The 26,967-nt window shown below is 56.9% G+C and carries 25 protein-coding genes; 15 read left to right on the forward strand and 10 right to left on the reverse strand.

Going from position 1 to position 26,967, the window contains the following annotated elements:
* The 5 genes from nudB to ruvB all read left to right on the forward strand — a co-directional run bounded on the left by nudB (position 1) and on the right by ruvB (position 3,603).
* A complete protein-coding gene (nudB, locus tag ABLU88_RS03915) occupies positions 1-444 on the forward strand; it encodes a dihydroneopterin triphosphate diphosphatase (protein WP_004852138.1) in 444 nt (147 codons plus the stop codon).
* Positions 445-474: 30 nt separating this feature from the next.
* The gene (locus tag ABLU88_RS03920) at positions 475-1,215 is read left to right on the forward strand and encodes a YebC/PmpR family DNA-binding transcriptional regulator (RefSeq protein ID WP_004122063.1); all 741 of its coding nucleotides are present in this window, start codon (positions 475-477) and stop codon (positions 1,213-1,215) included.
* A 154-nt stretch (positions 1,216-1,369) separates the two neighbouring features.
* On the forward strand, positions 1,370-1,891 hold the full coding sequence (ruvC, locus tag ABLU88_RS03925; protein WP_014229855.1) for a crossover junction endodeoxyribonuclease RuvC: 522 nt from the start codon (positions 1,370-1,372) through the stop codon (positions 1,889-1,891).
* An 81-nt stretch (positions 1,892-1,972) separates the two neighbouring features.
* Positions 1,973-2,584, forward strand: coding sequence for a Holliday junction branch migration protein RuvA (ruvA, locus tag ABLU88_RS03930; protein ID WP_004103390.1), 612 nt, complete (start codon positions 1,973-1,975; stop codon positions 2,582-2,584).
* Positions 2,585-2,592: 8 nt separating this feature from the next.
* A complete protein-coding gene (gene ruvB, locus ABLU88_RS03935) occupies positions 2,593-3,603 on the forward strand; it encodes a Holliday junction branch migration DNA helicase RuvB (protein WP_004852130.1) in 1,011 nt (336 codons plus the stop codon).
* Positions 3,604-3,811: 208 nt separating this feature from the next.
* On the opposite strand, the gene znuB is transcribed toward ruvB, so the two are convergent.
* The gene (gene znuB, locus ABLU88_RS03940) at positions 3,812-4,597 is read right to left on the reverse strand and encodes a zinc ABC transporter permease subunit ZnuB (RefSeq protein WP_348836169.1); all 786 of its coding nucleotides are present in this window, start codon (positions 4,595-4,597) and stop codon (positions 3,812-3,814) included.
* Positions 4,597-5,349 carry a zinc ABC transporter ATP-binding protein ZnuC gene (znuC, locus tag ABLU88_RS03945; RefSeq protein ID WP_014229853.1) on the reverse strand — a complete coding sequence of 251 codons (753 nt, stop codon included), beginning with the start codon at positions 5,347-5,349 and terminating at the stop codon, positions 4,597-4,599. The genes znuB and znuC overlap by 1 nt, the downstream gene beginning before the upstream one ends.
* A gap of 78 nt (positions 5,350-5,427) precedes the next feature.
* Here znuC and znuA point away from each other — a divergent pair, with 78 nt between their 5' ends.
* The 3 genes from znuA (at position 5,428) to lpxM (ending at position 8,814) form a co-directional block, all read left to right on the forward strand.
* Positions 5,428-6,372, forward strand: coding sequence for a zinc ABC transporter substrate-binding protein ZnuA (znuA, locus tag ABLU88_RS03950; protein WP_004852123.1), 945 nt, complete (start codon positions 5,428-5,430; stop codon positions 6,370-6,372).
* A 15-nt stretch (positions 6,373-6,387) separates the two neighbouring features.
* Positions 6,388-7,710, forward strand: coding sequence for a murein DD-endopeptidase MepM (gene mepM / locus ABLU88_RS03955; RefSeq protein ID WP_348836170.1), 1,323 nt, complete (start codon positions 6,388-6,390; stop codon positions 7,708-7,710).
* Between the two features lie 117 nt (positions 7,711-7,827).
* Positions 7,828-8,814, forward strand: coding sequence for a lauroyl-Kdo(2)-lipid IV(A) myristoyltransferase (lpxM, locus tag ABLU88_RS03960; protein WP_048260994.1), 987 nt, complete (start codon positions 7,828-7,830; stop codon positions 8,812-8,814).
* Positions 8,815-8,841: 27 nt separating this feature from the next.
* On the opposite strand, the gene dcuR is transcribed toward lpxM, so the two are convergent.
* The 3 genes from dcuR to ABLU88_RS03975 form a co-directional block, all read right to left on the reverse strand.
* Complete coding sequence (dcuR, locus tag ABLU88_RS03965) at positions 8,842-9,558, reverse strand: two-component system response regulator DcuR (RefSeq protein WP_348836171.1); 717 nt, start codon at positions 9,556-9,558, stop codon at positions 8,842-8,844.
* Positions 9,559-9,621: 63 nt separating this feature from the next.
* Positions 9,622-11,307: an NAD-dependent malic enzyme gene (locus ABLU88_RS03970; RefSeq protein ID WP_064405645.1), complete on the reverse strand. Its 1,686-nt coding sequence runs from the start codon at positions 11,305-11,307 to the stop codon at positions 9,622-9,624.
* Positions 11,308-11,369: 62 nt separating this feature from the next.
* Positions 11,370-12,317 (reverse strand): AEC family transporter, encoded by a 948-nt coding sequence (locus ABLU88_RS03975; RefSeq protein ID WP_025106124.1) that lies wholly within the window; start codon positions 12,315-12,317, stop codon positions 11,370-11,372.
* 417 nt (positions 12,318-12,734) lie between these two features.
* On the opposite strand from ABLU88_RS03975, the gene ABLU88_RS03980 reads away from it, so the two are divergent.
* The gene (locus ABLU88_RS03980) at positions 12,735-14,069 is read left to right on the forward strand and encodes a 2-hydroxycarboxylate transporter family protein (RefSeq protein ID WP_025106125.1); all 1,335 of its coding nucleotides are present in this window, start codon (positions 12,735-12,737) and stop codon (positions 14,067-14,069) included.
* Between the two features lie 64 nt (positions 14,070-14,133).
* Here ABLU88_RS03980 and pyk read toward each other — a convergent pair whose 3' ends face one another.
* Both pyk and ABLU88_RS03990 read right to left on the reverse strand, forming a co-directional pair.
* Positions 14,134-15,576, reverse strand: coding sequence for a pyruvate kinase (gene pyk, locus ABLU88_RS03985; protein WP_004852109.1), 1,443 nt, complete (start codon positions 15,574-15,576; stop codon positions 14,134-14,136).
* Between the two features lie 125 nt (positions 15,577-15,701).
* On the reverse strand, positions 15,702-16,607 hold the full coding sequence (locus ABLU88_RS03990; RefSeq protein ID WP_161505349.1) for a MurR/RpiR family transcriptional regulator: 906 nt from the start codon (positions 16,605-16,607) through the stop codon (positions 15,702-15,704).
* A 325-nt stretch (positions 16,608-16,932) separates the two neighbouring features.
* Here ABLU88_RS03990 and zwf point away from each other — a divergent pair, with 325 nt between their 5' ends.
* From zwf to ABLU88_RS04005, 3 genes are all read left to right on the forward strand, one after another.
* Positions 16,933-18,408, forward strand: a complete 1,476-nt coding sequence (zwf, locus tag ABLU88_RS03995; RefSeq protein WP_004122041.1) for a glucose-6-phosphate dehydrogenase — start codon at positions 16,933-16,935, stop codon at positions 18,406-18,408.
* 220 nt (positions 18,409-18,628) lie between these two features.
* On the forward strand, positions 18,629-20,440 hold the full coding sequence (gene edd / locus ABLU88_RS04000) for a phosphogluconate dehydratase (protein WP_025106126.1): 1,812 nt from the start codon (positions 18,629-18,631) through the stop codon (positions 20,438-20,440).
* A gap of 37 nt (positions 20,441-20,477) precedes the next feature.
* Positions 20,478-21,119, forward strand: coding sequence for a bifunctional 4-hydroxy-2-oxoglutarate aldolase/2-dehydro-3-deoxy-phosphogluconate aldolase (locus ABLU88_RS04005; RefSeq protein WP_348836172.1), 642 nt, complete (start codon positions 20,478-20,480; stop codon positions 21,117-21,119).
* Positions 21,120-21,164: 45 nt separating this feature from the next.
* On the opposite strand, the gene purT is transcribed toward ABLU88_RS04005, so the two are convergent.
* On the reverse strand, positions 21,165-22,343 hold the full coding sequence (gene purT / locus ABLU88_RS04010; protein ID WP_348836173.1) for a formate-dependent phosphoribosylglycinamide formyltransferase: 1,179 nt from the start codon (positions 22,341-22,343) through the stop codon (positions 21,165-21,167).
* Between the two features lie 135 nt (positions 22,344-22,478).
* On the opposite strand from purT, the gene ABLU88_RS04015 reads away from it, so the two are divergent.
* The 3 genes from ABLU88_RS04015 (at position 22,479) to ptrB (ending at position 25,871) form a co-directional block, all read left to right on the forward strand.
* Positions 22,479-22,838 (forward strand): YebG family protein, encoded by a 360-nt coding sequence (locus ABLU88_RS04015; protein WP_025106127.1) that lies wholly within the window; start codon positions 22,479-22,481, stop codon positions 22,836-22,838.
* A 158-nt stretch (positions 22,839-22,996) separates the two neighbouring features.
* The gene (locus tag ABLU88_RS04020; protein ID WP_122117429.1) at positions 22,997-23,677 is read left to right on the forward strand and encodes a DUF533 domain-containing protein; all 681 of its coding nucleotides are present in this window, start codon (positions 22,997-22,999) and stop codon (positions 23,675-23,677) included.
* Between the two features lie 133 nt (positions 23,678-23,810).
* On the forward strand, positions 23,811-25,871 hold the full coding sequence (ptrB, locus tag ABLU88_RS04025; RefSeq protein WP_348836174.1) for an oligopeptidase B: 2,061 nt from the start codon (positions 23,811-23,813) through the stop codon (positions 25,869-25,871).
* Between the two features lie 6 nt (positions 25,872-25,877).
* On the opposite strand, the gene exoX is transcribed toward ptrB, so the two are convergent.
* Both exoX and ABLU88_RS04035 read right to left on the reverse strand, forming a co-directional pair.
* Positions 25,878-26,537, reverse strand: a complete 660-nt coding sequence (exoX, locus tag ABLU88_RS04030) for an exodeoxyribonuclease X (RefSeq protein WP_014229839.1) — start codon at positions 26,535-26,537, stop codon at positions 25,878-25,880.
* Between the two features lie 78 nt (positions 26,538-26,615).
* Positions 26,616-26,846: a DNA polymerase III subunit theta gene (locus ABLU88_RS04035; protein WP_004103351.1), complete on the reverse strand. Its 231-nt coding sequence runs from the start codon at positions 26,844-26,846 to the stop codon at positions 26,616-26,618.
* Positions 26,847-26,967: the final 121 nt, after the last annotated feature.

Below are 26,967 nucleotides of genomic sequence, written 5' to 3' on the forward strand. Positions count from 1 at the left end.
ATGTCATTCAAGCTCCCCGTTTCCGTACTGGTGGTGATTTACGCCGAAGATACGAAGCGGGTGCTGATGTTGCAGCGGCGCGACGATCCCGCGTTCTGGCAGTCGGTTACCGGCAGCCTGGAAGAGGGAGAAACCGCGCCGCAGGCTGCCGCGCGTGAAGTTATGGAAGAGGTCGCCATCGATGTTGCCTGCGAGCAGCTGGCTTTGGTTGATTGTCAGCGTACGGTAGAATTCGAGATATTTTCTCATTTACGTCATCGCTATGCGCCGGGCGTTGAGCGCAATACGGAGTTTTGGTTCCGTCTTGCGCTCCCCCATGAACGCCAGATTGTCTTTACAGAACATCTGGACTATCGCTGGGTTGACGCGGCGGAAGCCGCCACGTTGACCAAGTCCTGGAGCAACCGGCAGGCGATTGAAGAATTTGTAATTAACGCCGCCTGAAAGGGCGCGCTTTTTTTTGGAGAGTTTTTTATGGCAGGTCATAGTAAATGGGCCAACACCAAGCACCGCAAAGCGGCACAGGATGCCAAGCGCGGTAAGATCTTTACGAAAATTATTCGCGAGCTGGTCACCGCCGCGCGTCTGGGCGGCGGCGATGCGGGCTCTAACCCGCGTCTGCGCGCGGCAATCGACAAAGCGCTGAGCAACAACATGACCCGCGACACCCTGAACCGCGCTATCGCGCGCGGCGTCGGCGGCGATGATGATGCGAACATGGAAACCATCATCTATGAAGGTTACGGTCCTGGCGGCACGGCGGTAATGGTTGAATGTCTGTCCGACAACCGCAACCGTACTGTGGCGGAAGTACGTCATGCCTTCACCAAAACCGGCGGTAACCTGGGGACCGACGGTTCCGTTTCCTACCTGTTCAGCAAAAAAGGCGTTATCTCCTTCGAGAAAGGCGACGAAGATGCGATCATGGAAGCGGCGCTGGAAGCGGGCGCGGAAGACGTTGTGACCTATGACGACGGCGCGATTGACGTTTATACCGCCTGGGAAGAGATGGGCGCGGTACGCGATGCGCTGGAAGCCGCCGGCCTGAAAGCGGACGCGGCCGAAGTCTCGATGATCCCGTCAACCAAAGCGGATATGGACGCGGAAACTGCGCCGAAACTGCTGCGTCTGATCGATATGCTGGAAGATTGCGACGACGTGCAGGAAGTTTATCACAACGGCGAGATCTCTGATGAGGTCGCCGCAACCCTGTGATATCCTTAATCTTTCAGCCCACAGCGGTGTTGGCTCTCCTCGCTTACCCCGGTCACGTAGTGAATCTACGCTCCCGTGGATGCGCTGCGTGGCCGCCTGGCTGTGAACTGAAATCTTTAGGGTCTCACGGGTTAGTTATGACCGGAGGCGCGTGATGGCCATTATTCTCGGCATTGACCCGGGGTCGCGCGTCACTGGTTATGGCGTCATCCGCCAGGTTGGACGCCAGCTGAGCTACCTGGGCAGCGGCTGTATTCGCACGAAAGTGGATGATTTACCGTCTCGCCTGAAGCTTATCTATGCGGGCGTGACGGAAATTATCACCCAGTTCCAGCCGGACTATTTCGCCATCGAACAAGTGTTTATGGCAAAGAACGCCGACTCGGCGCTGAAGCTCGGCCAGGCGCGCGGCGTGGCGATTGTCGCGGCGACGAATCAGGACCTGCCGGTCTTTGAGTACGCCGCCAGGCAGGTAAAGCAGACCGTTGTCGGCATCGGCAGCGCGGAAAAGAGCCAGGTGCAGCACATGGTGCGCACGTTGCTTAAGCTGCCGGCTAACCCGCAGGCGGATGCGGCGGATGCTTTAGCCATCGCCATCACCCATTGCCACGTCAGCCAGAACGCGGCTCAGATCGGCGAAAGCCGCCTGAACCTGGCGCGCGGACGCTTACGATAACCTGAAATCAGGCTGGATATCTATCCAGCCTTTTTTTATGATACCGCATTAGACTTTCGGCCCTTAATCCAGGAGCTCCATGTGATAGGCAGACTCAGAGGCATCATTCTCGAAAAACAACCCCCGCTGGTTTTACTTGAAACGGGAGGCGTAGGCTATGAGGTTCATCTGCCGATGACCTGCTTCTATGAGCTGCCGGACGTGGGTAAAGAGGCGATCATTTTCACCCACTTTATCGTTCGTGAAGATGCACAGCTGCTGTATGGCTTTAACAACAAGCAGGAGCGCACGCTGTTTAAAGAGCTGATTAAAACCAACGGCGTCGGTCCGAAGCTGGCGCTGGCGATCCTTTCCGGCATGTCGGCGCAGCAGTTTGTCAATGCCGTTGAGCGCGAGGAGCTGGCGGCGCTGGTGAAGCTGCCGGGTATCGGCAAGAAAACCGCGGAACGTCTGATTGTCGAAATGAAAGACCGCTTCAAAGGACTGCACGGCGATCTGTTTACGCCGGCAGCCGATCTGGTCCTGACGTCGCCGGCCGGCCCGTCTGACGATGATGCTGAACAGGAAGCGGTTGCCGCGCTGGTGGCGCTGGGCTATAAACCTCAGGAGGCCAGCCGGATGGTCAGCAAAATCGTACGCCCGGATGCCAACAGTGAAACGCTAATTCGCGAAGCGCTCCGCGCCGCGTTGTGAGGTAAGGGATGATTGAAGCAGACAGGCTGGTATCGGCGGACAGCAGCGGTTTTGAAGAGGCGGCCGATCGCGCAATTCGTCCTAAATTGCTGCAAGAGTACGTGGGCCAGCCGCACGTCCGTTCGCAAATGGAGATCTTTATCCAGGCGGCGAAGCTGCGCGGCGACGCGCTCGATCACCTGCTGATTTTTGGCCCGCCGGGGCTGGGGAAAACCACCCTGGCAAACATCGTCGCTAACGAGATGGGCGTTAACCTGCGCACCACCTCCGGCCCGGTGCTGGAGAAGGCGGGCGATCTGGCGGCGATGCTGACCAATCTTGAGCCCCACGACGTTCTGTTTATCGACGAGATCCACCGCCTGTCGCCGGTGGTCGAAGAAGTCCTGTATCCGGCAATGGAAGATTATCAGCTGGATATCATGATTGGCGAAGGGCCCGCGGCGCGTTCAATAAAAATCGATCTGCCGCCGTTTACCCTGATTGGCGCGACGACTCGCGCCGGCTCGCTGACATCGCCGCTGCGCGACCGTTTTGGCATCGTTCAGCGCCTGGAGTTCTACCAGATCCCGGACCTGCAGCATATTGTCAGCCGCAGCGCCCGCTATATGGGACTGGAGATGAGCGAAGAGGGGGCTCTGGAGGTCGCGCGCCGCGCGCGCGGTACGCCGCGAATCGCCAACCGCCTGCTGCGCAGGGTGCGTGACTTTGCCGAGGTTCGCTACGACGGGCGTATCTCTGAGGAGATTGCCGCTCAGGCGCTGGATATGCTCAACGTGGATGCGGAAGGCTTTGATTATATGGACCGTAAGCTGCTGCTGGCGGTCATCGATAAATTCTTTGGCGGGCCGGTCGGCCTGGATAACCTCGCGGCGGCCATCGGTGAAGAGCGGGAAACCATTGAAGATGTGCTGGAGCCGTATCTGATCCAGCAGGGCTTTTTACAGCGTACGCCGCGCGGGCGAATGGCGACGGTACGGGCCTGGACCCACTTCGGCATTACGCCGCCGGAAATGCCGTAATCGTTGTCCGGCTATAAAACGGCAGACTGCAGAGGCCAGTAGCCCGGCTAAGCGGAGCGCAAGCCGGGGAAATAGCTGAAGCGGTATTGCGGTTTGATGTCCCGGCTTGTGGCGTGAACGCCTTAGCCGGGCTACAACGTCCGCAGACGGCCATGAGCCCATAGCCGTCTGCCGAGTTTTGATGGCGGCTGACGCGGGCGCATAAGCGTCAGGCGGCCGGTTTCTTGCTCATGCTGAAGATAAACAGCAGCGCGGCGCACAGCACCACGGAAGGCCCCGCCGGCGTGTCGTAGAACGCCGAGAGGGTCAATCCTCCGGTAACCGCAATCATTCCCACGCCAACCGCCACTCCCGCCATTTGCTCCGGCGTACGGGCAAAGCGGCGGGCCGTTGCGGCGGGAATAATCAACAGCGACGTGATAATCAGCGCCCCGACGAACTTCATCGCCACGCCGATGGTCAGCGCGGTCACCAGCATCAATAGCAGCTTGACCCGCTGAAGCTTAACGCCATCAACAAACGCCAGGTCCGGGCTAATGGTCATCGACAGCAGGTTGCGCCATTGCCAGTGCAGGATCGCCAGCACGATAACCACGCCAATCGCAATGGAGATCAAATCTTCCGGCGTCACCGCCAGCAGATCGCCGAACAGATAGGCCATCAGATCGACGCGCACGTTTGACATCAGGCTGACCACCACCAGGCCCAGCGACAGCGCGCTGTGCGCCATGATGCCGAGTAGCGTGTCTACCGCCAGGTGGGGGCGTTTCTCCAGCCACACCAGGCCACCCGCCAGCAGCAGCGTCACCGCGATGACCGCATAGAACGGATTGACGTTGAGCAGTAAACCAAAAGCCACGCCGAGCAGAGAGGCGTGGGCCAGGGTATCACCGAAGTAGGACATCCGGCGCCAGACGACGAACGATCCCAGCGGACCCGCCGCACAGGCGAGCATCATTCCGGCCAGCCAGCCGGGGAGCAGTAATTCAATCATTAACGGTCATTTCCCCGACGCAGTACAATCCGCCCCTGCAGGTCGTGGCGGTGGTTATGATGATGGCGATAGATCCCTAGCTGTTCCGCGCCGCGCTGGCCGAACATCGAGATAAATTCCGGGTGCATAGAGACCACTTCCGGCGCGCCGGAGCAGCAAATATGCTGATTCAGGCACAGCACTTCGTCGGTTTTGGCCATTACCAGATGCAGGTCATGAGAAACCATCAGTACGGCGCAATCAAGCTCCTGGCGCAGCTGGTTAATCAGATCGTAAAGCGCCACCTGACCGTTGACGTCAACGCCCTGAGTCGGCTCGTCGAGCACCAGCAGCTGCGGCTGATTGAGCAGCGCCCGCGCCAGCAGTACCCGCTGGGTCTCTCCGCCGGAAAGCTTCTGCATAGGGGCGTCGATCAGATGCCCGGCCTGCACGCGCTTAAGCGCTGGCAGAATGTCGCGTTTGTGCGTTCCCGGACGTAAAAGCATAAAGCGGCTGACGGTCAGCGGCAGGGTAGCATCAAGGTGCAACTTTTGCGGCACATAGCCGATCCGCAGATGCCCGTCGCGTTTGATAATCCCTTCCGAGGGTGCTACCAGCCCCAGAACCACTCTCACGAGGGTCGATTTACCGGCGCCGTTCGGCCCCAGTAAGGTTAAAATTTTGCCCGGCTTTAGCGTTAGCGAAATGTCAGACAGCACGCGCCTTTGGCCATAAACGACCGCGACGTTTTCCAGAGTTACAAGATTTGTCATATCAAATTAGAGGTTGCACAAGCCAGTGAATGTTATAATATCACATCTTTCTCATTCTATACGATGATTAGACGCATTATGTTACATAAAAATACGCTTCTTTGCGCTGGACTTAGCGCCGCTTTTTTGTTCGCCCATGCGCCGTTGGCCAGCGCCGCGGTTGTCACTTCCCTTAAGCCACTGGGTTTTATCGCTTCCGCTATCGCGGATGGGGTGACACAGACGCAGGTACTGCTGCCGGACGGTGCCTCGGAGCATGACTATTCGCTGCGGCCATCGGATGCAAAACGCTTACAGAACGCAGACTTAGTGGTCTGGATTGGTCCAGAGATGGAGGCGTTTATGGATAAGTCAACGCAAAGCATTGCGCCGAACAAAAAGGTGACGATTGCCGAGCTTGACGGCGTGAAACCGTTACTCATGAAAGGCACCGACGACGACGACGACCATCACGGTCATGACCATGGCGCCGGGGAAAATAGTGACGACGATCACCATCACGGCATCTATAACATGCATCTGTGGCTTTCCCCAGAGATAGCGCGCCTTTCGGCGGTTGCAATCCACGATAAATTATTGGAACTTATGCCGCAGAGTCGAGCCAAACTTGACGCCAACCTGAAGGATTTTGAGGCAAAATTAGCCGCAACCGACAAGCAGGTTGGGACCGAGCTGGCACCGCTGAAAGGGAAGGGATATTTCGTTTTTCATGACGCCTACGGCTACTTTGAAAAACATTACGGTTTGACCCCACTGGGCCATTTTACTGTCAACCCTGAAATCCAGCCTGGTGCGCAGCGTTTACACGAAATCAGAACACAGCTGGTTGAGCAAAAAGCAACTTGCGTTTTTGCTGAGCCACAGTTCAGGCCAGCGGTCATCGAAGCTGTTGCCAGGGGAACGTCCGTGCGCATGGGAACCCTGGATCCACTTGGAATCGGAATTAAGCTGGGTAAAGAGAGTTACCCGCAATTCCTGAGCCAGATGGCGAATCAGTATTCAAGCTGCCTGAAAGGAGAATAACGAGGAAGTGAATACGTGCAACAGATAGCCCGCGCTGTCACTCAGGCATTTAACAATCTGCCACGACCTCACCGCGTTATGCTGGGGTCGCTTAGCGTTCTTACATTAGCGGTCGCCGTCTGGCGGCCTTACATATACCACCATCCTGAATCCACCCCCATCACCAGAACCATCGAGCTGGAACAAAGCGAAATTCGTTCGCTGCTGCCAGAAGCTTCGGAACCCATCGATCAGGCGCCTCAGGAAGAAGAGGCTATCCCTCAGGACGAGCTGGATGACAAGGCGGATAGCGATTCCGGTGGCCACGAATATGTGGTCTCGACCGGCGATACGCTTAGCAGCATTCTTAATCAGTACGGCATTGATATGGGCGATATCGCCCGGCTCTCCTCGGTGGATAAAGAGCTGCGTAATCTGAAAATTGGTCAACAGCTCTCCTGGACCCTGACGGTGGACGGCGACCTGCAAAGCCTGACCTGGGAGATGTCGCGCCGCGAAACCCGCACCTACGATCGGGTTGCAAACGGTTTCAAAATGAGCAGCGAGCTGCAAAAAGGCGACTGGGTCAATAGCGTACTGAAAGGCACCGTAGGCGGCAGCTTCGTCGCCAGCGCTCGCGATGCCGGCCTGACCAGTACCGAAATCAGCGCGGTGATCAAAGCCATGCAGTGGCAGATGGACTTCCGTAAGCTGAAAAAAGGCGATGAATTCTCCGTGCTGATGTCGCGTGAAATGCTCGACGGTAAGCGCGAGCAAAGCCAGCTGCTTGGTGTGCGCCTGCGCTCGGAGGGTAAAGACTATTACGCGATCCGCGCTGAGGATGGCAAATTCTACGACCGCAACGGTACCGGCCTGGCGAAGGGGTTCCTGCGCTTCCCGACCGCACGTCAGTTCCGCGTCTCTTCGAACTTTAACCCGCGTCGTCTGAACCCGGTGACCGGCCGCGTCGCGCCGCATCGTGGCGTCGATTTTGCGATGCCGCAGGGCACGCCGGTGCTGTCGGTAGGGGATGGCGAAGTGGTGGTGGCTAAACGTAGCGGTGCGGCAGGTTATTACGTCGCCGTCCGTCATGGTCGCACCTATACCACCCGCTATATGCACCTGCGTAAGCTGCTGGTCAAACCCGGGCAGAAGGTGAAACGTGGCGATCGTATTGCGCTGTCGGGCAACACCGGGCGTTCTACCGGTCCGCATCTGCATTATGAAGTGTGGATCAACCAGCAGGCGGTCAACCCGCTAACGGCGAAACTGCCGCGTACGGAAGGGCTCAGCGGTTCCGACCGTACCGATTATCTGGCGCAGGCAAAACAGGTGATTCCGCAGCTGCGGTTTGACTAACCTTCCGTCAGTTAAAGCCGGTGCACGCTGTGCGCCGGCTTTTTCTTTTGTACGTTACTCAACGTATCGCTAAACTAACCCATTATCTTTATTGAGCGGAAATTCTGCGGATTGGGCATGGAAACGAAAAAAAATAATATTGAATTTATTCCAAAATTTGAAAAATCCTTTTTGCTACCGCGCTACTGGGGCGCGTGGTTAGGGGTTTTTGCCTTCGCCGGTATCGCTCTGACGCCGGCCTCTTTCCGCGATCCGATTCTCGGCAAAATGGGGCGCTTTGTGGGGCGCCTGGCAAAGAGTTCGCGCCGTCGGGCGCAGATTAACCTGCTGTACTGTTTCCCGGAAAAGAGTGAGCAGGAACGAGAAGCCATTATTGATGCAATGTATGCCTCCGCGCCGCAGGCGATGGTCATGATGGCGGAGTTAGGCCTGCGCGACCCGCAGCGCATTCTTTCTCGCGTCGACTGGCAGGGCAAAGAGATCATCGAGGAGATGCAGAGAAACAACGAGAAAGTGATCTTTCTGGTTCCCCATGCCTGGGGCGTGGATATTCCTGCGATGCTGATGGCTTCCGGCGGGCAAAAAATGGCGGCGATGTTCCATAATCAGGGCAATCCGGTATTTGATTACGTCTGGAATACCGTGCGCCGTCGTTTCGGTGGACGTATGCACGCGCGCAACGACGGGATCAAACCGTTTATTCAGTCGGTGCGTCAGGGGTACTGGGGCTACTATCTGCCGGATCAGGATCACGGCGCCGAGCACAGCGAGTTTGTTGATTTCTTTGCCACCTATAAAGCGACGCTCCCGGCGATCGGCCGTTTAATGAAAGTCTGCCGCGCCCGCGTCGTACCGCTGTTCCCGGTCTATGATGGTAAAACGCATCGTCTGACGGTGCTGGTGCGCCCGCCGATGGACGATCTGCTGGAAGCGGACGATAACACTATCGCCCGGCGGATGAACGAAGAGGTGGAAGTGTTCGTGAAGCCGCATACCGAGCAGTATACCTGGATCCTCAAGCTGCTGAAAACGCGCAAGCCGGGTGAAATCGAGCCCTACAAGCGTAAAGAGCTGTACCCCAAGAAGAAGCCGCATCAGGGGTGAAAATCGCAGCCAATGGCCTCACCGGGTTCATTGGCCGTATTGTTTGAGTTGCGTCAAATGATCGGCAACGAGCCGGTAACGATATTCCGGACGACCGGTGATGCCGTAATGGTTGGTGGTGTAGAGGATATTTCTCTGCTCCAGCCAAATCAGATATTTGCGGCATGAGACCCGGGATATCTGTAGCGCCGCGGCCAGTTCATTGGTCGAAAAGTCACGTTCCTGCCAGGCGTCAATCCACTGGCACACCAGACGAAGCGTCTGCGGCGTAAGCCCTTTCGGCAAGCGGCGTGCGCTTTCCTGCTGCTGAACCCCGCTGCGCAGCAGGCTGTCCACATCGGCCTGGGCGTAGCTGGATTTCGCATTCTTCAGATCGCGCTTTTTACGCCATGACAACAGCGCCTCCTCAAAGCGCGGAAACTGAAACGGTTTAATCAGGTAATCGACCACGCCATAATGCAGCGCCGTCTGAACCGTGCACCTATCGGCAGCGGAGGTAATCATAATGACATCAATATTTCGCGCATCGGCGCGTAGCGCGGGCAGCAGATCCAACCCGTTCTCTTGCTGCATGTAGACATCCAGCAGCACCAGATCGACCTGCGCCAAATGGCTAAGCATCTCCCTGGCTTCGCGGACCGTGGGGGCCACGCCGCAGCAGTGGAAATCCGCCACCCGGCTGAGAAACAGCCGGTTCAGCTCGGCCACCATGGAATCATCATCGACAATCAGCACATTAATCATGCGGGATTTCCCGGTGCGGCGGGAAGCCGGCGCGCTTCCCGTAATATGTGTCTGGGATGGCGATCAAAATGGCGATCGTTTATACGCGGTGTAGCGCGCTCGCCAGAACATTTTATCGATATTCGCGGCCAGCTGTGCCTCGTCAATCTGCGGCGCGACGCCATCCTGCTGAGCCGCGCGTGCGACCTCTGCGGCAATTGCCCGGGAAATCATCTCAATCTCGTCGACCGGCGGCAGTAATCCGCCGGCGTCGCGGGTGGCCAAAGGCGAGTGGGCGGCCAGGGTTTTACTGCAGGCGATAAGCATCCCTTCGGTCACGCGCGCCGCTTTGCTGGCCAGAATCCCCAGCCCCAGACCGGGGAAAACATAGGCATTGTTGCACTGGGCGATATCGTAGGTCTTACCGTCATAGAATACGGGCGCGAACGGGCTGCCGGTGGCAATTAGCGCATTCCCCCGGGTCCATTCCAGCAGATCCTTCGGCTGGGCTTCGGCGCGGGAGGTCGGGTTGGACAGCGGCATAATAATCGGACGCGGGCAGTGCCGGTGCATCTCTTTGATAATCTCTTCGCTGAACAGTCCCGGCTGGCCGGATACGCCAATCAGCACGGTGGGATGGACGTTGCGTACAACATCCATCAGCGACAGGTGGGCCGCATCGGTATCCCAGCGGGTAAGATTTTTCCGCGGCGTGACGTGGCCCTGCTGGAAATCCAGCAAATCCGGCATCTCATCGGTCAACAGGCCAGGGCGGTCGACCATAAAGATGCGATTGCTCGCTTCCTGCTCTGAGAGCCCGTCATCAACCATCAGCGCAATGATTTTTTCCGCTATCCCACATCCGGCCGATCCGCTGCCGAGAAACACCACTCGCTGATCGCGGATCCGCGTACCGGCGGCAGCGGCGGCAGCGATCAGCGTGCCTGAGGTCACGGCTGCCGTGCCCTGAATATCATCGTTGAAACAGCACAGCTGGTGACGATAGCGGTTAAGAAGCCGGGTGGCGTTTTTTTGCGCAAAATCTTCGAACTGTAGTAGCACATTGGGCCAGCGCTGCGTGATGGCATGGACAAACATGTCCATAAATTCCATGTACTGCTCGTCGCTTATACGCGGATGACGCCAGCCCATATACAGCGGGTCCTCAAGATGCTGGGCGTTGTTGGTGCCCACGTCCAGCATAATGGGGAGCGTTGATGCCGGGTGTATACCCCCGCAGGCTGTATATAACGAGAGTTTACCAATCGGGATCCCCATGCCGCCAATCCCCTGGTCGCCGAGGCCAAGAATGCGCTCGCCGTCGGTCACCACAATAACGTTGATATCATTGCGGGAAAAGCCCTGCAGCATCTCATCAATGTTGTGACGGTTAGGCCATGAAATAAACAGACCGCGTCCCCGGCGATAAATTTCAGAGAAGTGTTCACATGCTTCACCTACCGTTGGGGTATAGATGATCGGCAGCGTTTCTTTCATATGGCTGCGCAGCAGATTATAGAATAGGGTCTCGTTAGTATCCTGAATATTTCGCAGGTAGATATGGCGCGAAATATCCCGTTTAAACTGGCAAAACTGCCCCCACGCGCGCGCGGTTTGCTCTTCAATCGTTTCGACATTATGCGGCAGCAGACCCTGAAGATTAAACGCGGTCCGTTCACCTTCAGTAAACGCGAGACCTTTATTTAATAACGGGTTTTCCAGCAGCACGGCGCCGTTATAGGGCGTATATAAGGTTTCTGTGGCTAACATTTGATGACTCCTGAATATCATAATAAATAATTGCCGGAATTCTTCGGGCTTTATTTCAGTGATTAAGAGATTAAATAAATCATGAATCCTTCAGTGACGACGCCCACTGCGGTACCGAGCAAAATAGAGGATGAGGCGGGCTCGATATAGGTATCGCTGCGCAGGGCAAACATCCCTGCCGCAATGGCGGAAGGCGTCGCGCCGATGATAATGACCTGCTGCATCAGGCTATGGCTGAGCCCGAAGGCGAGGCCGGCTACGGCCATCATGGCCGGCTGGAGCAGATTCTTGATGCTGATATTGGTACAGGTTTGAATATTGACCGTAGGACGTTCGCCGTAAAATAGCAGCCCAAGGGCGAACAGAGAGAGGCCGCCCGCCACTTTTCCCACCATCTCAATGGGCATGCTCAGCATGTGCGGCAGCTGTACTCCGGCAAGGCTGAGCAGTACCCCGGAAATCGGTATCCAGACGATCGGGTTTCGGACGGCTTTAAACAGGTTTTGCAGGATAAGCCGCAGCGGATTAGGCTGTTCCGCGTCAGCGCGGCCGCGCTTGTCACCCATGCGAATCAGGATGATGGTCAGGGGGATCATCAATACGCTGGTCACCAGGTTACCGATAAGCACGCCGAGAAAACCCTCCGGACCAATCAGCACCGCAAGCACGGGAGCGCCAAAGTAGGCCATGTCGGGGAACGCGCACACCAGGGACTGAATCGCGCTGGTTTTAATATCATGACGAAAAACATAGCGTGAGATCAGGAGCGTGAGGATATATGACCCCATCAGACCGATGACTAACACCGCCATAAAGGTGAAGTTTTTCATCTTATCGGGATGGGTATTCAGTGCGCCGATAAAAAGATGGAAGGGAAGCGCGAAACGAATGACCACCGTGGCCAGTACGGACGCATCCTCGCGGCGGGTATAGCCCAGCTTACCGCTTAGCCATCCGAGCAGCATGATAAACACCAGGGGAAAAAGGGATTCTAAGAGCAGTGAAGGCATAAGATGTCCTGAAAATATATTATCGGCTACGTTGTGTTTTTTTAATCTAGCGATCCCATAATATTTAAAAGGTGATAGTCATCACAGTCGCTGGGGTTTAAATAATTTCGCCTTAAATACTTTACTTACAAATAGAGAAAAAAGGACAGAATCATCACTTTATCTCTCTGCTATTCAGTTATACCGATGCCGGTAACTTTAGTTTCAGGGTAATAAATTAAATTACTTAAAATAAATATTATGCTTTAGTCACAAAGCACGACAGTAAAACCTGGATTTTATTTTTTAATGTTAACGTCCTGTGCTAACGTTTTTTTTGTTTCATTGGTATTTTGCCTGGCACTTTTTTATTTATTTGATTGCGCGCTTTTAATATTGCGTCGATACCCTACGTGACATCATTATTCAGGTAAAAATATGGAAAATAACTCACTCAACCACCCGATAGATAAAACGCTGCCGAGCGGGCAGGCGCCACGACTTTTATCCAATATTGAGGTCGGCGCCGTGCCGTTGGTGCTCTTTATCGGGATAGCCGCAATTGTTGCCATCTCCGCGACCGCAGGCCTGCTGCCGAAGAACATGATTGGCGGTCTGGCGGTAATCATGACCCTGGGGTTCGCGCTGGCTAAAATTGGCCGAATGGTGCCAATCCTCAAGGAGGTTGGCGGCCCGGCCATTTTGTGCCTGATGACGCCGTCGGTGCTGGTCTATTTCGGCATGTTCGAAGCGCATACCCTCGATACCGTGCACTTGCTGATGAAAGAGGCCAACCTCCTCTATTTCGTCATCGCCTGCCTGGTCGTCGGCAGCATTCTGGGCATGAACAGAACCATCCTGATTCAGGGAATGGTACGTATGTTTGTCCCGCTGGTGGTGGGGACCGGGGCGGCGATCTTAACCGGCCTGCTGGTGGGCAGCCTGTTTGGCTACAGTTTCTACCACACCTTTTTCTTTATTATCGTGCCGATCATCGGCGGCGGTATCGGTGAAGGGATCCTGCCCCTGTCGCTGGCCTATTCAGCTATTCTCGGGCAAACGCCCGACGTTTACGTGGCGCAGCTGGCGCCGGCTGCCGTGGTGGGCAACATTTTCGCCATCATCTGCGCCGGTTTTCTGGCGCGCATGGGGACGCGACGTCCTTCGCTCTCCGGCAGCGGAATGCTGATCCGCAGCCATGAAGATAACAGCGTCTTTGCGCAAAATCAGCGCGCGCAGCCCACGGATTTCCAGCTGATGGGGGCCGGATTATTAATGATTTGCGCGTTTTTTATCGTCGGCGGTCTGCTGGAAAAGGTGGTGCATATTCCGGGGCCGGTGCTGATGATTCTGGCCGCGGTATTTTGCAAATACGCGAAGGTTATCCCGGCGGCGATGGAGCTCGGGGCGCACAGCTGCTACAAGTTTGTCTCCGCCGCGCTGGTTTGGCCGCTGATGATAGGCCTGGGAATGCTGTATGTTCCTCTGGAAAGCGTGGTAGCGGTCTTCTCGGTTGGCTACGTGGTGGTTTGTGGCTCAATCGTCATTGCGATGGCGCTAAGTGGCTTTCTTATCGCTTCTCGGCTGAATATGTACCCGGTCGAAGCGGCCATCGTCACCAGCTGCCACAGCGGGCTTGGGGGGACGGGAGACGTTGCCATTCTCTCGGCATCAAACCGAATGGGATTAATGCCTTTTGCCCAGATAGCCACCCGTATCGGCGGCGCGTCGACGGTGATTACCGCCACGCTATTGTTGAGCTGGCTTGCGTAGTTTAGCGGGCGAGGGGGCAAAAAAATACCTGCCAGCTGCGGCGCTGGCAGGTAGGTGGAGAGGCTTACTCGACGGTCAGAATGCGGGTGGTGTTGGTGCTACCGATGGTGCTCATCACGTCACCCTGAGTGACGATAACCAGGTCGCCGGTCACCAGATAGCCTTTATCACGCAGCAGCGTTACCGCGTCGTGCGCAGCGGCTACGCCTTCATTGACGCTATCGAAATGCACCGGGGTCACGCCGCGATACAGCGCGGTCAGGTTCAGCGTGCGCTCGTGGCGAGACAGCGCGAAAATCGGCAGGCCGGAGCTGATGCGGGAAGTCATCAGCGCGGTCCGACCGGATTCCGTCATGGTAATGATAGCGGTGACGCCCTTGAGGTGGTTCGCTGCGTACATGGCGGACATCGCAATGGCTTCTTCCACGTTATCGAACTGAATGTCCAGGCGGTGCTTGGAGACGTTGAGGCTGGGGATTTTTTCCGCGCCGAGGCAGACGCGCGCCATCGCGGCAACGGTCTCAGACGGATACTGGCCCGCGGCGGTTTCTGCCGACAGCATCACGGCGTCGGTGCCGTCCAGCACGGCGTTCGCCACGTCCATGACTTCGGCACGGGTTGGCATCGGGTTGGTGATCATCGACTCCATCATCTGCGTCGCGGTAATGACCGAGCGGTTCAGCTGACGGGCGCGGCGGATCAGCGCCTTCTGGATGCCGACCAGCTCCGGATCGCCAATTTCCACGCCGAGGTCGCCGCGGGCCACCATGACAACGTCGGAGGCGAGGATCACGTCATCCATCGCGTCCTGATCGCATACCGCTTCCGCGCGCTCGACTTTGGCGACGATTTTGGCATCGCAGCCGGCATCGCGCGCCAGGCGACGAGCGTAGTTCAGGTCTTCGCCGCAGCGCGGGAAGGAAACGGCCAGGTAATCGACGCCAATTTTGGCGGCGGTGATGATGTCCGCTTTGTCTTTCTCCGTCAGCGCTTCTGCAGAGAGGCCGCCGCCCAGCTTGTTAATACCCTTATTGTTGGACAACGGTCCGCCGACGGTGACTTCGGTGAACACCTTCATGCCCTGAACTTCCAGGACCTTCAGCTGTACGCGGCCGTCGTCCAGCAGCAGAATGTCGCCCGGAACCACGTCAGCCGGCAGCCCTTTATAGTCGATGCCGACTTTCTCTTTGTCGCCTTCGCCTTTACCCAGGTTTGCGTCGAGGAGGAATTTATCGCCGATATTGAGGAAAATTTTGCCTTCTTTGAAGGTGGAAACGCGGATTTTCGGCCCCTGTAGGTCACCGAGAATCGCGACATGACGGCCCAGTTTCGCCGCAATCTCACGGACTTTATCCGCGCGGATCTGATGATCCTCCGCGGTGCCGTGAGAGAAGTTCATACGTACCACGTTAGCGCCTGCGGCAATAACCTTCTCAAGGTTGTTATCGCGGTCGGTAGCCGGGCCTAAGGTAGTCACGATTTTGGTTCTGCGAAGCCTTCTGGACATGTAATACTCCGTTGACTGAAACAACTTTGGTGTTGCGTGAACATGGATTCGGTAGCGCCGATGAGCAAAGTCGCTATACCGGAACGTTACCGACGGTGTAATAGGATAGTGCTTTGTTTCTACTTTTATTGGTCATTGCTGTGTACGCTGAGCTCTTTATCAAAGCGCGATTCCTTGAGCGCTTCCTTGACCCTCTTCAAGTTATCTCTGAATTTTGCTCCCCGCCGCAGGGTGAAGCCGGTCGCCAGGACATCAATCACCGTCAGCTGCGCTAAGCGGGAGACCATCGGCATATAGATATCGGTATCTTCCGGTACGTCCAGGGTAATCGCCAGCGTTGATTCCCGGGAAAGCGGCGTGCCGGGGGAGGTAATCGCGATCACCATCGCATCGTTTTCGCGGGCCAGCTGAGCCAGCTCCACCAGGCTTTTAGTCCTGCCGGTATGCGAGATGATCACCACCACATCATCGTCATTACAGTTCATACAGCTCATGCGTTGCAGGACGATGTCGTCGGAATAGATCACCGGCACGTTAAAACGGAAAAACTTGTTCATCGCGTCGTGGGCGACGGCGGCCGAAGAGCCCAGGCCAAAAAAGGCGATTTTCTTCGCCTGCGTGAGCAGGTCAACCGCGCGATTGATCGCCGACATGTCGAGAGAATGATGGACCTGATCTAAACTGGCCATGGCTGACTCAAATATCTTTCCCGTATAGGACTCAACGCTGTCGTCTTCATCGACGTTGCGGTTAACATAGAGCGTACCGTGCGCCAGGCTTTGTGCAAGATGCAGTTTGAAATCCGGGAAACCGCGCGTTTCCAGGCTGCGGCAGAAACGGTTAACCGTGGGCTCGCTGACGCCGGCTTCCAGCGCCAGGGCGGCAATACTTGAATGAATGGCCTGCGCGGGGGTAGCAAGGATGACTTCCGCCACTTTGCGTTCAGATTTGCTAAGGTGTTCCAGCCGGGACTGGATTTTTTCCAGCATATTCATGGGTAATCGGGCGCTCATCAATGGAAGCGATTTCATTAATGGGTGAAATCATCAGGCGTTTTAGCAAGAATATACCCCTCCGTAGTCGGAAACGGTGAGGAATGACCTGAAAATATGTTGTTTTTTTTCATTACATGATCAGAGTCGTATTTTACTAACTGATAATCGGTCGAAACAACGAACAATATTAGCCGCATGCCCAAAATCTCAGCCTCTATTTTCCACCCTGTGCGATTTAGCAGCGGGAACGGCCGCTGAGGGTTTCGGGAAATTCGTAAACACAGTACGATGCAGTGAAAGAAAATTACAAATACAACTATAGTCTGGCATAAGCACCGGGCTATCAACTAAGGAGAATGACATGGCGGTAACGCAAACGGCCCAGGCATGCGATCTGGTCATTTTCGGCGCGAAGGGTGACCTGGCGCGACGTAAATTGCTGCCTTCCCTGTATCAGCTTGAAAAAGCGGGCCAGATCCACCCTGACACCCGCATCATCGGCGTCGGTCGCGCCGACTGGGACAAAGACGCTTACACCAAGGTAGTCCGCGAAGCGATGGAAACCTTCATGAAGGAGAAAATCGATGAAGGTTTGTGGGAGACCCTGAGCGGGCGTCTGGATTTTTGTAACCTTGACGTCAACGATACCAAAGCGTTTACTCGCCTGGGCAAAATGCTCGATCAAAAAGAGCGGGTGACCATTAACTATTTCGCCATGCCGCCGAGCACCTTTGGCGCGATTTGCAAAGGTCTGGGTGAAGCGAAGCTGAACGCCAAGCCGGCCCGCGTGGTGATGGAGAAACCGCTGGGTACCTCCCTGGAAACCTCCCGCGAGATCAACGATCGGGTGGGTGAGTTCTTTGAAGAGTGCCAGGTCTACCGTATCGACCACTATCTGGGTAAAGAGACGGTGCTGAACCTGCTGGCGCTGCGCTTTGCCAACTCGCTGTTCGTCAATAACTGGGACAGCCGCACCATCGATCACGTCGAGATCACCGTGGCGGAAGAGGTGGGCATTGAGGGCCGCTGGGGCTACTTCGATCAGGCCGGGCAGATGCGCGACATGATCCAGAACCACCTGCTGCAAATTCTGTGCATGATTGCCATGTCCCCGCCGTCAGATTTGACTGCCGATAGCATCCGCGATGAAAAAGTGAAGGTGCTGAAATCGCTGCGCCGCATTGACCGCACCAACGTGCGTGAAAAAACGGTGCGCGGCCAGTACACCGCCGGTTTTGCCCAGGGCAAAAAAGTGCCGGGCTACCTCGAGGAAGAGGGGGCCAACAAGTCCAGCCATACAGAAACCTTCGTGGCGATCCGCGTGGATATCGACAACTGGCGCTGGGCGGGCGTACCGTTCTACCTGCGTACCGGTAAACGTCTGCCGACCAAGTGTTCCGAAGTCGTGGTTTACTTCAAGACGCCGGAACTGAACCTGTTCAAAGAGACCTGGCAAGAGCTGCCGCAGAATAAGCTGACCATTCGTCTGCAGCCGGATGAAGGGGTGGATATCCAGGTGCTGAACAAAGTTCCCGGACTTGACCACAAGCATAACCTGCAGATCACCAAGCTGGATCTGAGCTACTCGGAAACCTTTAATCAAACCCACCTGGCGGATGCCTATGAGCGCCTGCTGCTGGAAACGATGCGCGGTATCCAGGCGCTGTTCGTCCGTCGTGATGAAGTGGAAGAGGCGTGGAAGTGGGTCGATTCCATCACTGAAGCCTGGGCTGCCGATCGTGATTCGCCGAAACCGTATCAGGCGGGTACCTGGGGGCCGGTTGCCTCCGTGGCGATGATCACCCGCGACGGTCGTTCGTGGAACGAGTTTGAGTAATCGCCAGCTCCTCCGTCAGGGTTATTTTACCGGTAACATGATCTGACGCAGCAAGTCGCGTAATTTTTAATCTTTTAAGCCCCGGAGGATTCACCCCCGGGGCTTTTTTTATTACACTGCCTGCAGATATTTTGCCCCTGAGCCCCAGTACTGGTGCCCTAAGCCCCTAAAAGTACCGCTAAAGCGCTGCGGCCGGACAGATGAAATTTGAGGAGCCTTTATGAATTCTGAAATGTTACGGGTAACAAATCGCATCATCGAACGCTCGCGCGATACCCGCGAAGCCTACCTCGCCCGGATTAACCAGGCCAAAACCGACACCGTTCATCGCGCCCAGCTGGCATGCGGTAACCTGGCCCACGGCTTTGCCGCCTGCCAGGCGGATGACAAAGCCTCGCTGAAAAGCATGCTGCGCAATAACATCGCCATTATTACCTCCTACAACGATATGCTGTCCGCCCACCAGCCCTATGAGCGCTATCCGGACATTATCCGCAAAGCGCTGCACTCCGCGAACGCGGTAGGCCAGGTCGCCGGCGGCGTTCCGGCGATGTGCGATGGCGTGACGCAGGGGCAGGACGGGATGGAGCTGTCGCTGCTCAGTCGTGAAGTGATTGCCATGTCCGCCGCGATTGGCCTGTCGCACAACATGTTTGACGGCGCGCTCTACCTCGGCGTCTGCGATAAAATTGTCCCCGGCCTGGCGATGGCTGCGCTGTCGTTCGGCCACCTGCCGTCCATCTTTATCCCTTCCGGGCCGATGGCCAGCGGCCTGGCGAATAAAGAAAAAGTGCGCATTCGTCAGCTCTATGCGGAAGGCAAAGTGGATCGTATGGCGCTGCTGGAGTCCGAAGCCGCGTCTTACCATGCGCCTGGCACCTGTACCTTCTACGGTACCGCCAATACCAACCAGATGGTGGTTGAGTTTATGGGGATGCAGCTGCCCGGATCGTCATTCGTGCATCCGGATGCGCCGCTGCGCGAAGCGCTGACCGCCGCCGCCGCCCGCCAGGTGACCCGCCTGACCGGCAACGGTAACGAGTGGATGCCGCTGGGCAAAATGTTTGATGAAAAAGTGGTGGTCAATGGGATTGTCGCGCTGCTGGCAACCGGCGGCTCCACCAACCACACCATGCACCTGGTGGCTATGGCGCGGGCGGCAGGGATCATCATTAACTGGGATGATTTCTCCGATCTCTCTGACGTGGTGCCGCTGCTGGCGCGCCTCTACCCGAACGGCCCGGCGGATATTAACCACTTCCAGGCGGCTGGCGGCGTGCCGGTGCTGGTGCGCGAGCTGCTGAAAGGCGGCCTGCTGCATGAAGATGTTCACACCGTTGCCGGCTTCGGCCTCTCTCGCTACACCATGGAGCCCTGGCTTAATAATGGCGAACTTGACTGGCGCGAAGGGGCGACCGCGCCGCTGGACGAACAGGTTATCGCTACGTTTGACAAACCGTTCTCTCGCCACGGCGGCACCAAAGTGCTGAGCGGTAACCTCGGACGCGCGGTCATGAAAACTTCCGCCGTGCCGGTTGAAAACCAGATTATTGAAGCTCCTGCGGTGGTTTTCGAGAGCCAGCATGACGTACTGCCCGCCTTTGAAGCGGGGCTGCTCGACAAAGATTGCGTGGTTGTCGTCCGTCATCAGGGGCCAAAAGCGAACGGCATGCCAGAATTACATAAACTTATGCCGCCACTTGGTGTATTATTGGACCGCCGTTTCAAAATTGCGCTGGTAACCGATGGTCGTCTCTCCGGCGCATCAGGCAAAGTGCCATCGGCGATCCACGTGACGCCCGAAGCGTACGATGGGGGCCTGCTGGCGAAGGTACGCGATGGCGATATCATCCGCGTCAACGGCCAGACGGGCGAGCTAACGCTGCTGGTCGATGACGCAGAGCTGGCCGCGCGTCAGGCGCATATTCCTGACCTGAGCGGTTCGCGCGTGGGAACCGGCCGGGAAATGTTCGGTGCGCTGCGTGAGAAACTCTCCGGAGCAGAACAGGGCGCAACCTGCATCAATTTTTAAGACGATTCGATTTATAGATCTGGCGAGAGAAAATCTGATGAAAAACTGGAAAACAACTGCAGAAGCAATCCTCACCTCCGGCCCGGTAGTACCGGTAATCGTGGTGAAAAAGCTGGAACACGCTGTGCCAATGGCGAAAGCGCTGGTTGCAGGCGGCGTACGCGTACTGGAAGTGACCCTGCGTACCGAGTGTGCGATGGACGCTATCCGCGAGATCGCCAAAGAAGTCCCGGAAGCGATTGTCGGTGCCGGTACCGTCACTAACGTTGAGCAGCTGAAAGAAGTGACCGAAGCGGGCGCGCAGTTTGCTATCAGCCCTGGCCTGACCGAATCCCTGCTGAAAGCGGCGACCGGCGAAGGCACCATTCCGCTGATCCCGGGGATCAGCACCGTATCCGAGCTGATGCTGGGTATGCAGTATGGCCTGAAAGAGTTCAAATTCTTCCCGGCGGAAGCAAACGGCGGCGTGAAAGCGCTGCAGGCGATTGGCGGCCCGTTCGCGCACATTCGCTTCTGCCCGACTGGCGGCATCTCTCCGGCGAACTATCGCGACTATCTGGCGCTGAACAGCGTACTGTGCATCGGCGGCTCCTGGCTGGTGCCGGCGGATGCGCTGGAAGCCGGTGATTACGACCGTATCACCAAACTGGCTCGTGAGGCGGTAGAAGGCGCGAAGTAATCTTCGCGCACTCACCAGAGGCCCGGTCTGCGACCGGGCTTTTTTTTATCCTGCGACCACGACCGCTGACGCCGCCGCTTTGGCGCGCGCAACCGCTTCCTCAACGTTATCGGCTATCGCCAGCGTCACGCCCAGACGACGCGAACCGTCAATTTCCGGCTTGCCGAACAGACGCAGCTGCAGTCCCGCGCCGACCGCGGCCTGAATATTGCTGAAAGTGACGTTCTGGCTGGTTAGCTGCGGCAGGATCACCGCCGAGGCCGCCGGGCCGTACTGGCGAATCGCGCCAATCGGCAGGCCGAGGAAGGCGCGAACGTGCAGGGCGAACTCGGATAAGTCCTGTGAAATCAGCGTGACCATACCGGTGTCGTGCGGGCGCGGCGAGACTTCGCTAAAAATCACCTCATCACCGCAGACGAACAGTTCGACGCCGAACAGGCCGTAGCCGCCCAGCGCCAGCACCACTTGACGGGCGATTTCCTGCGCGCGTTCCAGCGCCAGCGCGCTCATCTGCTGCGGCTGCCAGGATTCACGATAGTCGCCATCTTCCTGGCGATGACCGACCGGCGCGCAGAAGTGTACGCCATCCGCGGCGCTGACGGTGAGAAGGGTAATCTCGAAATCAAAATTCACCACGCCTTCAACGATAACGCGTCCGGCTCCGGCGCGGCCGCCCTGCTGCGCATACTGCCAGGCGTCAGCCAGCTGTTCGCTGGAACGAATAAAGCTCTGGCCTTTACCCGATGAGCTCATTACCGGCTTGACGATGCACGGCAGGCCTATCCCGGCGACGGCTTCGCGGAAGGCGGGTTCGCTGTCGGCAAAACGGTAGGCGGAGGTCGGCAGCTTCAGCTCTTCAGCTGCCAGGCGGCGGATCCCTTCGCGATTCATGGTGAGCTTTGCCGCGCGCGCGGTGGGGACGACTTTCTGCCCGGCCTGCTCCAGCGCGACCAGTGTATCGGTGGCGATGGCCTCGATTTCCGGCACGATAAAGTCAGGTTTTTCCTGCTCAATCAGCGCCTGCAGCGCTTCGCCATGCAGCATATTGATGACGTGCGAACGGTGTGCGACCTGCATGGCCGGGGCGTCAGGGTAACGATCGACGGCGATGGTCTCAATTCCCAGGCGCTGGCATTCAATGGCCACTTCTTTACCCAGTTCGCCGGAACCTAACAGCATTACCTTTGTTGCCGCAGGGCGCAGCGCCGTACCTAATACAGTCATAACTCTCTTCCGCAGTAAAAAAACATGCGCCGCATTATAAACGAAAACGTTTGCGCATGTCTTTATGCGCGTCATTTGAGTTCGGGGAAGAAATTTGATATACTGTATAAAAATACAGTACTGAGAGGCTGCATCATGGCGGTTGAAATTAAATATGTAGTGATTCGCGAAGGTGAGGAAAAAATGTCTTTTGCCAGCAAAAAAGAGGCCGATGCTTATGACAAAATGCTCGATCTGGCGGAAGTACTGAACGACTGGCTGGTTGAATGCCCGCTAACGCTCGATGAAGAGCAGCGCGATAGCATGGCGATGTGGCTGGCCGAACGTAAAGACACCCTCAACCATATTTTGCGCTCCGGTAAGCTGCCGGAAGCCGAGGGCGCCGCCGAGGCGCCAGCCGATCGCGCAGAAGCAGAAGAGGGCGACAAGACCGACGACGTCGTCGAATCTGAAGCCCCGGCGCCGGCGAAGCCGCGCAAAGCGAAAGCGGCCTGAGCTACGCTGCCGCCGCCAGCGCTTCTGGCGGCAGGCTCCCGCGCTTCCCGGCGCGACATTTGCTCATCTTTAGCTGCCGATAACGTTTCCTGACGTCGCGTCGTTTAGGCTGGTGGTATCGCTTATCGCTTATCGCTTATCGCGCAACGAGGAAATGTATGGCTAACTGGCTTAATCAACTGCAGTCTCTGCTGGGTCAGCAGGGGCGGTCTTCTTCATCTGACGATCAATCAAGCGGCAAAAATTTACTCCTGCCGGGCGCGCTTGGCGGGCTGGCCGGGCTGCTGGTCGCCAGCAAATCATCGCGCAAGCTGTTAGCCAAATACGGCTCCGGCGCGCTGCTGGTCGGCGGCGGCGCGGTTGCGGGCAGCGTTTTGTGGAATAAATATCAGCAGAAGATGCGCGCCAGCGCGCAGCAGGCATCGGCTGATGTCGCGCCCGCACAGGCGCCATCTCCCGCACCGGCCGAACTCGACGCCCGCAGCGAACGGCTGATTATGGCGCTGGTCTTCGCCGCTAAAAGCGATGGACATATTGACGAACGCGAGCGGGCAAATATCGAAGAGCAGCTGCGTGCGGCAAACGTCGACGTCCAGGGCCGGGTGTTAATTGACCGGGCGCTGGCGCAGCCCCTCGACCCGCAGAGCCTGGCGCAGGGCATCTGCAGCGAGCAAGAGGCGCTTGAAGTTTACTATATCAGCTGCGCGGTCATTGATATTGACCACTTTATGGAACGCAGCTATCTGAACGCCCTCGGCGAAGCGCTGAAGCTCCCGCAGGAAGTGCGTGAGGATATCGAACGGGATATTCAGGCGCAAAAACAGGCCGTAACGCTCTAAATCCGCACGTTTCGCTTGCATCGCTGGCGACTTTTGCCACCCTTATATATTGTGTAGTCACGTCACCCTTCAGGCTGCTTTGAAGCAGCCTGAAAATTTTAGTACTCAATACAAGCCGCAGAAGAATAAGCAGATGCCACCAAAAGCGAAACGGATCCCCCATGCCATGACATTACATGGCGACACGCGAATCGATAATTACTACTGGCTGCGCGATGACGATCGCTCGCAGGCGGAAGTGCTGGATTATCTGCGCCAGGAAAATGAGTACGGCAAAAAAGTGATGTCTTCGCAAAGTAGCCTGCAGGACAGGGTACTCAAGGAGATTATCGACCGTATTCCGCAGCGCGAAGTGTCAGCCCCCTACACCAAAAATGGCTATCGTTACCGCCAGGTCTACGAGCCGGGCTGCGAGTACGCGATTTATCAACGCCAGCCGGTAGTCAAAGAGGAGTGGGATGAATGGGACGTCCTGCTTGACGGCAACCAGCGTGCGGCCGGCAGCGAATTCTATACCCTCGGCGGATTAGGCGTTTCGCCCGACAACAGCCTGATGGCGGTGGCGGAAGACTATCTCTCCCGACGCCAGTATAGCCTGCGCTTCTTTCCCTTAAACGACGACCGGCAATTTGCGGAAGTGCTGGAGAACGTCTCGCCTGATTTTGCCTGGAGTAACGATTCGCAGACCCTGTGGTACGTGCGTAAACATCCCACCACGCTGCTGCCGTATCAGGTCTGGCGCCACCGTCTGGGGACCCCGGCCAGTGCGGATGTTCTGGTGTATGAAGAGCAGGACGATACTTTTTACGTCAGCGTACACAAGACGACTTCCCAGCAGTTTGTGGTGATCTATCTGGCCAGCGCGACCACCAGCGAAGTGCTGCTGCTCAATGCGGAAATGACCGACGCCGAGCCGGTCTGTTTTCTACCGCGGCGTAAAGATCATGAATATAGCCTCGATCACTATCAGCACGCTTTCTATCTGCGCTCTAACCGTGAGGGTAAGAACTTCGGCCTTTATCGTACTACCCTGCGCGATGAGCAGCAGTGGGAGACCCTGATCGCGCCGCGTCACGAAGTCATGCTGGAAGGATTTACTCTGTTTACCGACTGGCTGGTTGTGGAAGAGCGCCAGCGCGGGCTGACCAGCCTGCGTCAGATCAATCGTAAGACAAGAGAGTCCCAGGGCATAGCCTTTGACGATCCGGCCTATGTGACCTGGCTTGCCTATAATCCGGAGCCGGAAACCGCCCGCCTGCGCTACGGCTACTCCTCCATGACGACGCCGGATACGCTGTTTGAGCTGGATATGAATACCGGCGAGCGGCGGGTGCTGAAACAGCAGGAAGTCAAAGGGTTCGATGCCAGCCACTACCGCAGCGAGCATCTGTGGATCAACGCCCGCGACGGCGTCGAAGTCCCGGTCTCGCTGGTCTACCGTCATGAACATTTCCGCAAAGGTGCCAGCCCTCTGCTGGTGTACGGCTACGGCTCCTACGGCGCAAGCATGGATGCGGATTTCAGCGCCAGCCGCCTGAGCCTGCTCGACCGCGGCTTTGTGTTCGCTATCGCCCATATTCGCGGCGGCGGCGAGCTGGGACAGCAGTGGTACGAAGACGGTAAGTTTTTGTGCAAGAAAAATACCTTCAACGATTATCTCGACGTCTGCGATGCGCTGCTGGCGCAGGGCTACGGCGATCCGCGTTTTTGCTACGGCATGGGCGGCAGCGCCGGCGGTATGCTGATGGGCGTCGCGGTGAACCAGCGGCCGGAGCTCTTTCACGGCGTGGTGGCCCAGGTTCCCTTTGTCGATGTCCTCACCACCATGCTCGATGAGTCGATTCCGCTGACCACCGGCGAGTTTGAAGAGTGGGGGAATCCGCAGGATGAAGCCTATTACCGCTATATGAAAAGCTACAGCCCGTACGACGGCGTGCAGGCTCAGGCGTATCCGCATTTGCTGGTCACCACGGGTCTGCATGATTCGCAGGTACAATACTGGGAGCCGGCAAAATGGGTGGCAAAACTGCGCGAGCTGAAAACCGACGATAACCTGCTGCTGCTGTGTACCGATATGGATTCCGGCCACGGCGGTAAATCCGGCCGCTTCAAAAGCTATGAAGGCGTGGCGCTGGAGTATGCGTTTCTGATTGGCCTGGCGCAGGGGACGCTGCCGGGCCAGGCGGAGGTATAGCGCCGATTACTCCCCGAGATAGTGCTTCAGCGTCAGGCGCAGCTCGGGGCTCATGCGATCCAGGTTATTAAACAGCCAGCGCAAATAGCCAGGATCGTTTTCCGCCACTTCCGAGACCGGCTTGCCGCGGTATTTGCCGAAGGTAAAGGTGGAGAGCAGCGCCGGGCGGCCGGTAATGGTCGCCATCTCCTCAGGCGTCCAGCCGGAGGTGTTGATGATATCGAGCAGCAGGGCCGCGGTGATATAGCAATCGTACAGCGCCCGGTGATGATGCAGTCCCGGTGGCGTCGCGACGCTGAGCTTGCGCGATTTATACAGCCCCATATTGCTGTACTTGATGCCTGGCCACAGGCGGCGCGCCAGCTTCATCGTGCAGATCCACTCGCCCTGCATTTCCGGCAACACCCGGCGGTCAAAGCTGGCGTTATGGGCGACATACCACGGACTGCCCATATACAGCGGCACAATCTCCTCGATCCACGGCTTATCGGCGACCATCTCTTCGGTGATATGGTGAATCGCCATCGCCTGCGGGCTGATAGGCCGGTCGGGGCGAACCAGGTGGCTCATGGGATTGGTGATGTGTCCGTCGACAATATCTACCGAGGCGATTTCAACAATGCCTCCCTGCAATCCGCAGGTTTCTGTATCGATTACGCGCAGCATGGCTCGCTCCAGGCCAAAGAAACCAGCGTAATAGAATGCGCAGGTCTTGCCAACGTGGATGTCCGCAGGGGACGGGAATTATTTCTGTTTCGGTTCATAGGGCAGGCGAGAGAGCGAAACGGAGGCCAGTCGATGGGCGATCAGACGTTCGCGAAACCAGCCGCGCAGATGCTCGGGCTGTTCTCTTTCGACTAAATCAGCCACCACCGGCATATTGTAGCGTTCTTTAAACGCGACGCCCGCCGCGGCGAGATCGACATTCACTTTGTCCATCTCCTCCTGGGATAGTTTAGCCAGGTTCTTTTCCATCGGTTTCTCCTCTGATAACGCCGCAAAAAGTACTAAGCACGCGGCAAAAAGGCAAGTCTCAGACGCTTAGCTCGACTGCGCCATTATACAGGGTTATTCTCTGTGCTACATACATAACAAA

The sequence above is a fragment of the Klebsiella sp. GW_Kp182 genome (assembly GCF_040062275.1).
Taxonomy (GTDB): domain Bacteria; phylum Pseudomonadota; class Gammaproteobacteria; order Enterobacterales; family Enterobacteriaceae; genus Klebsiella; species Klebsiella michiganensis.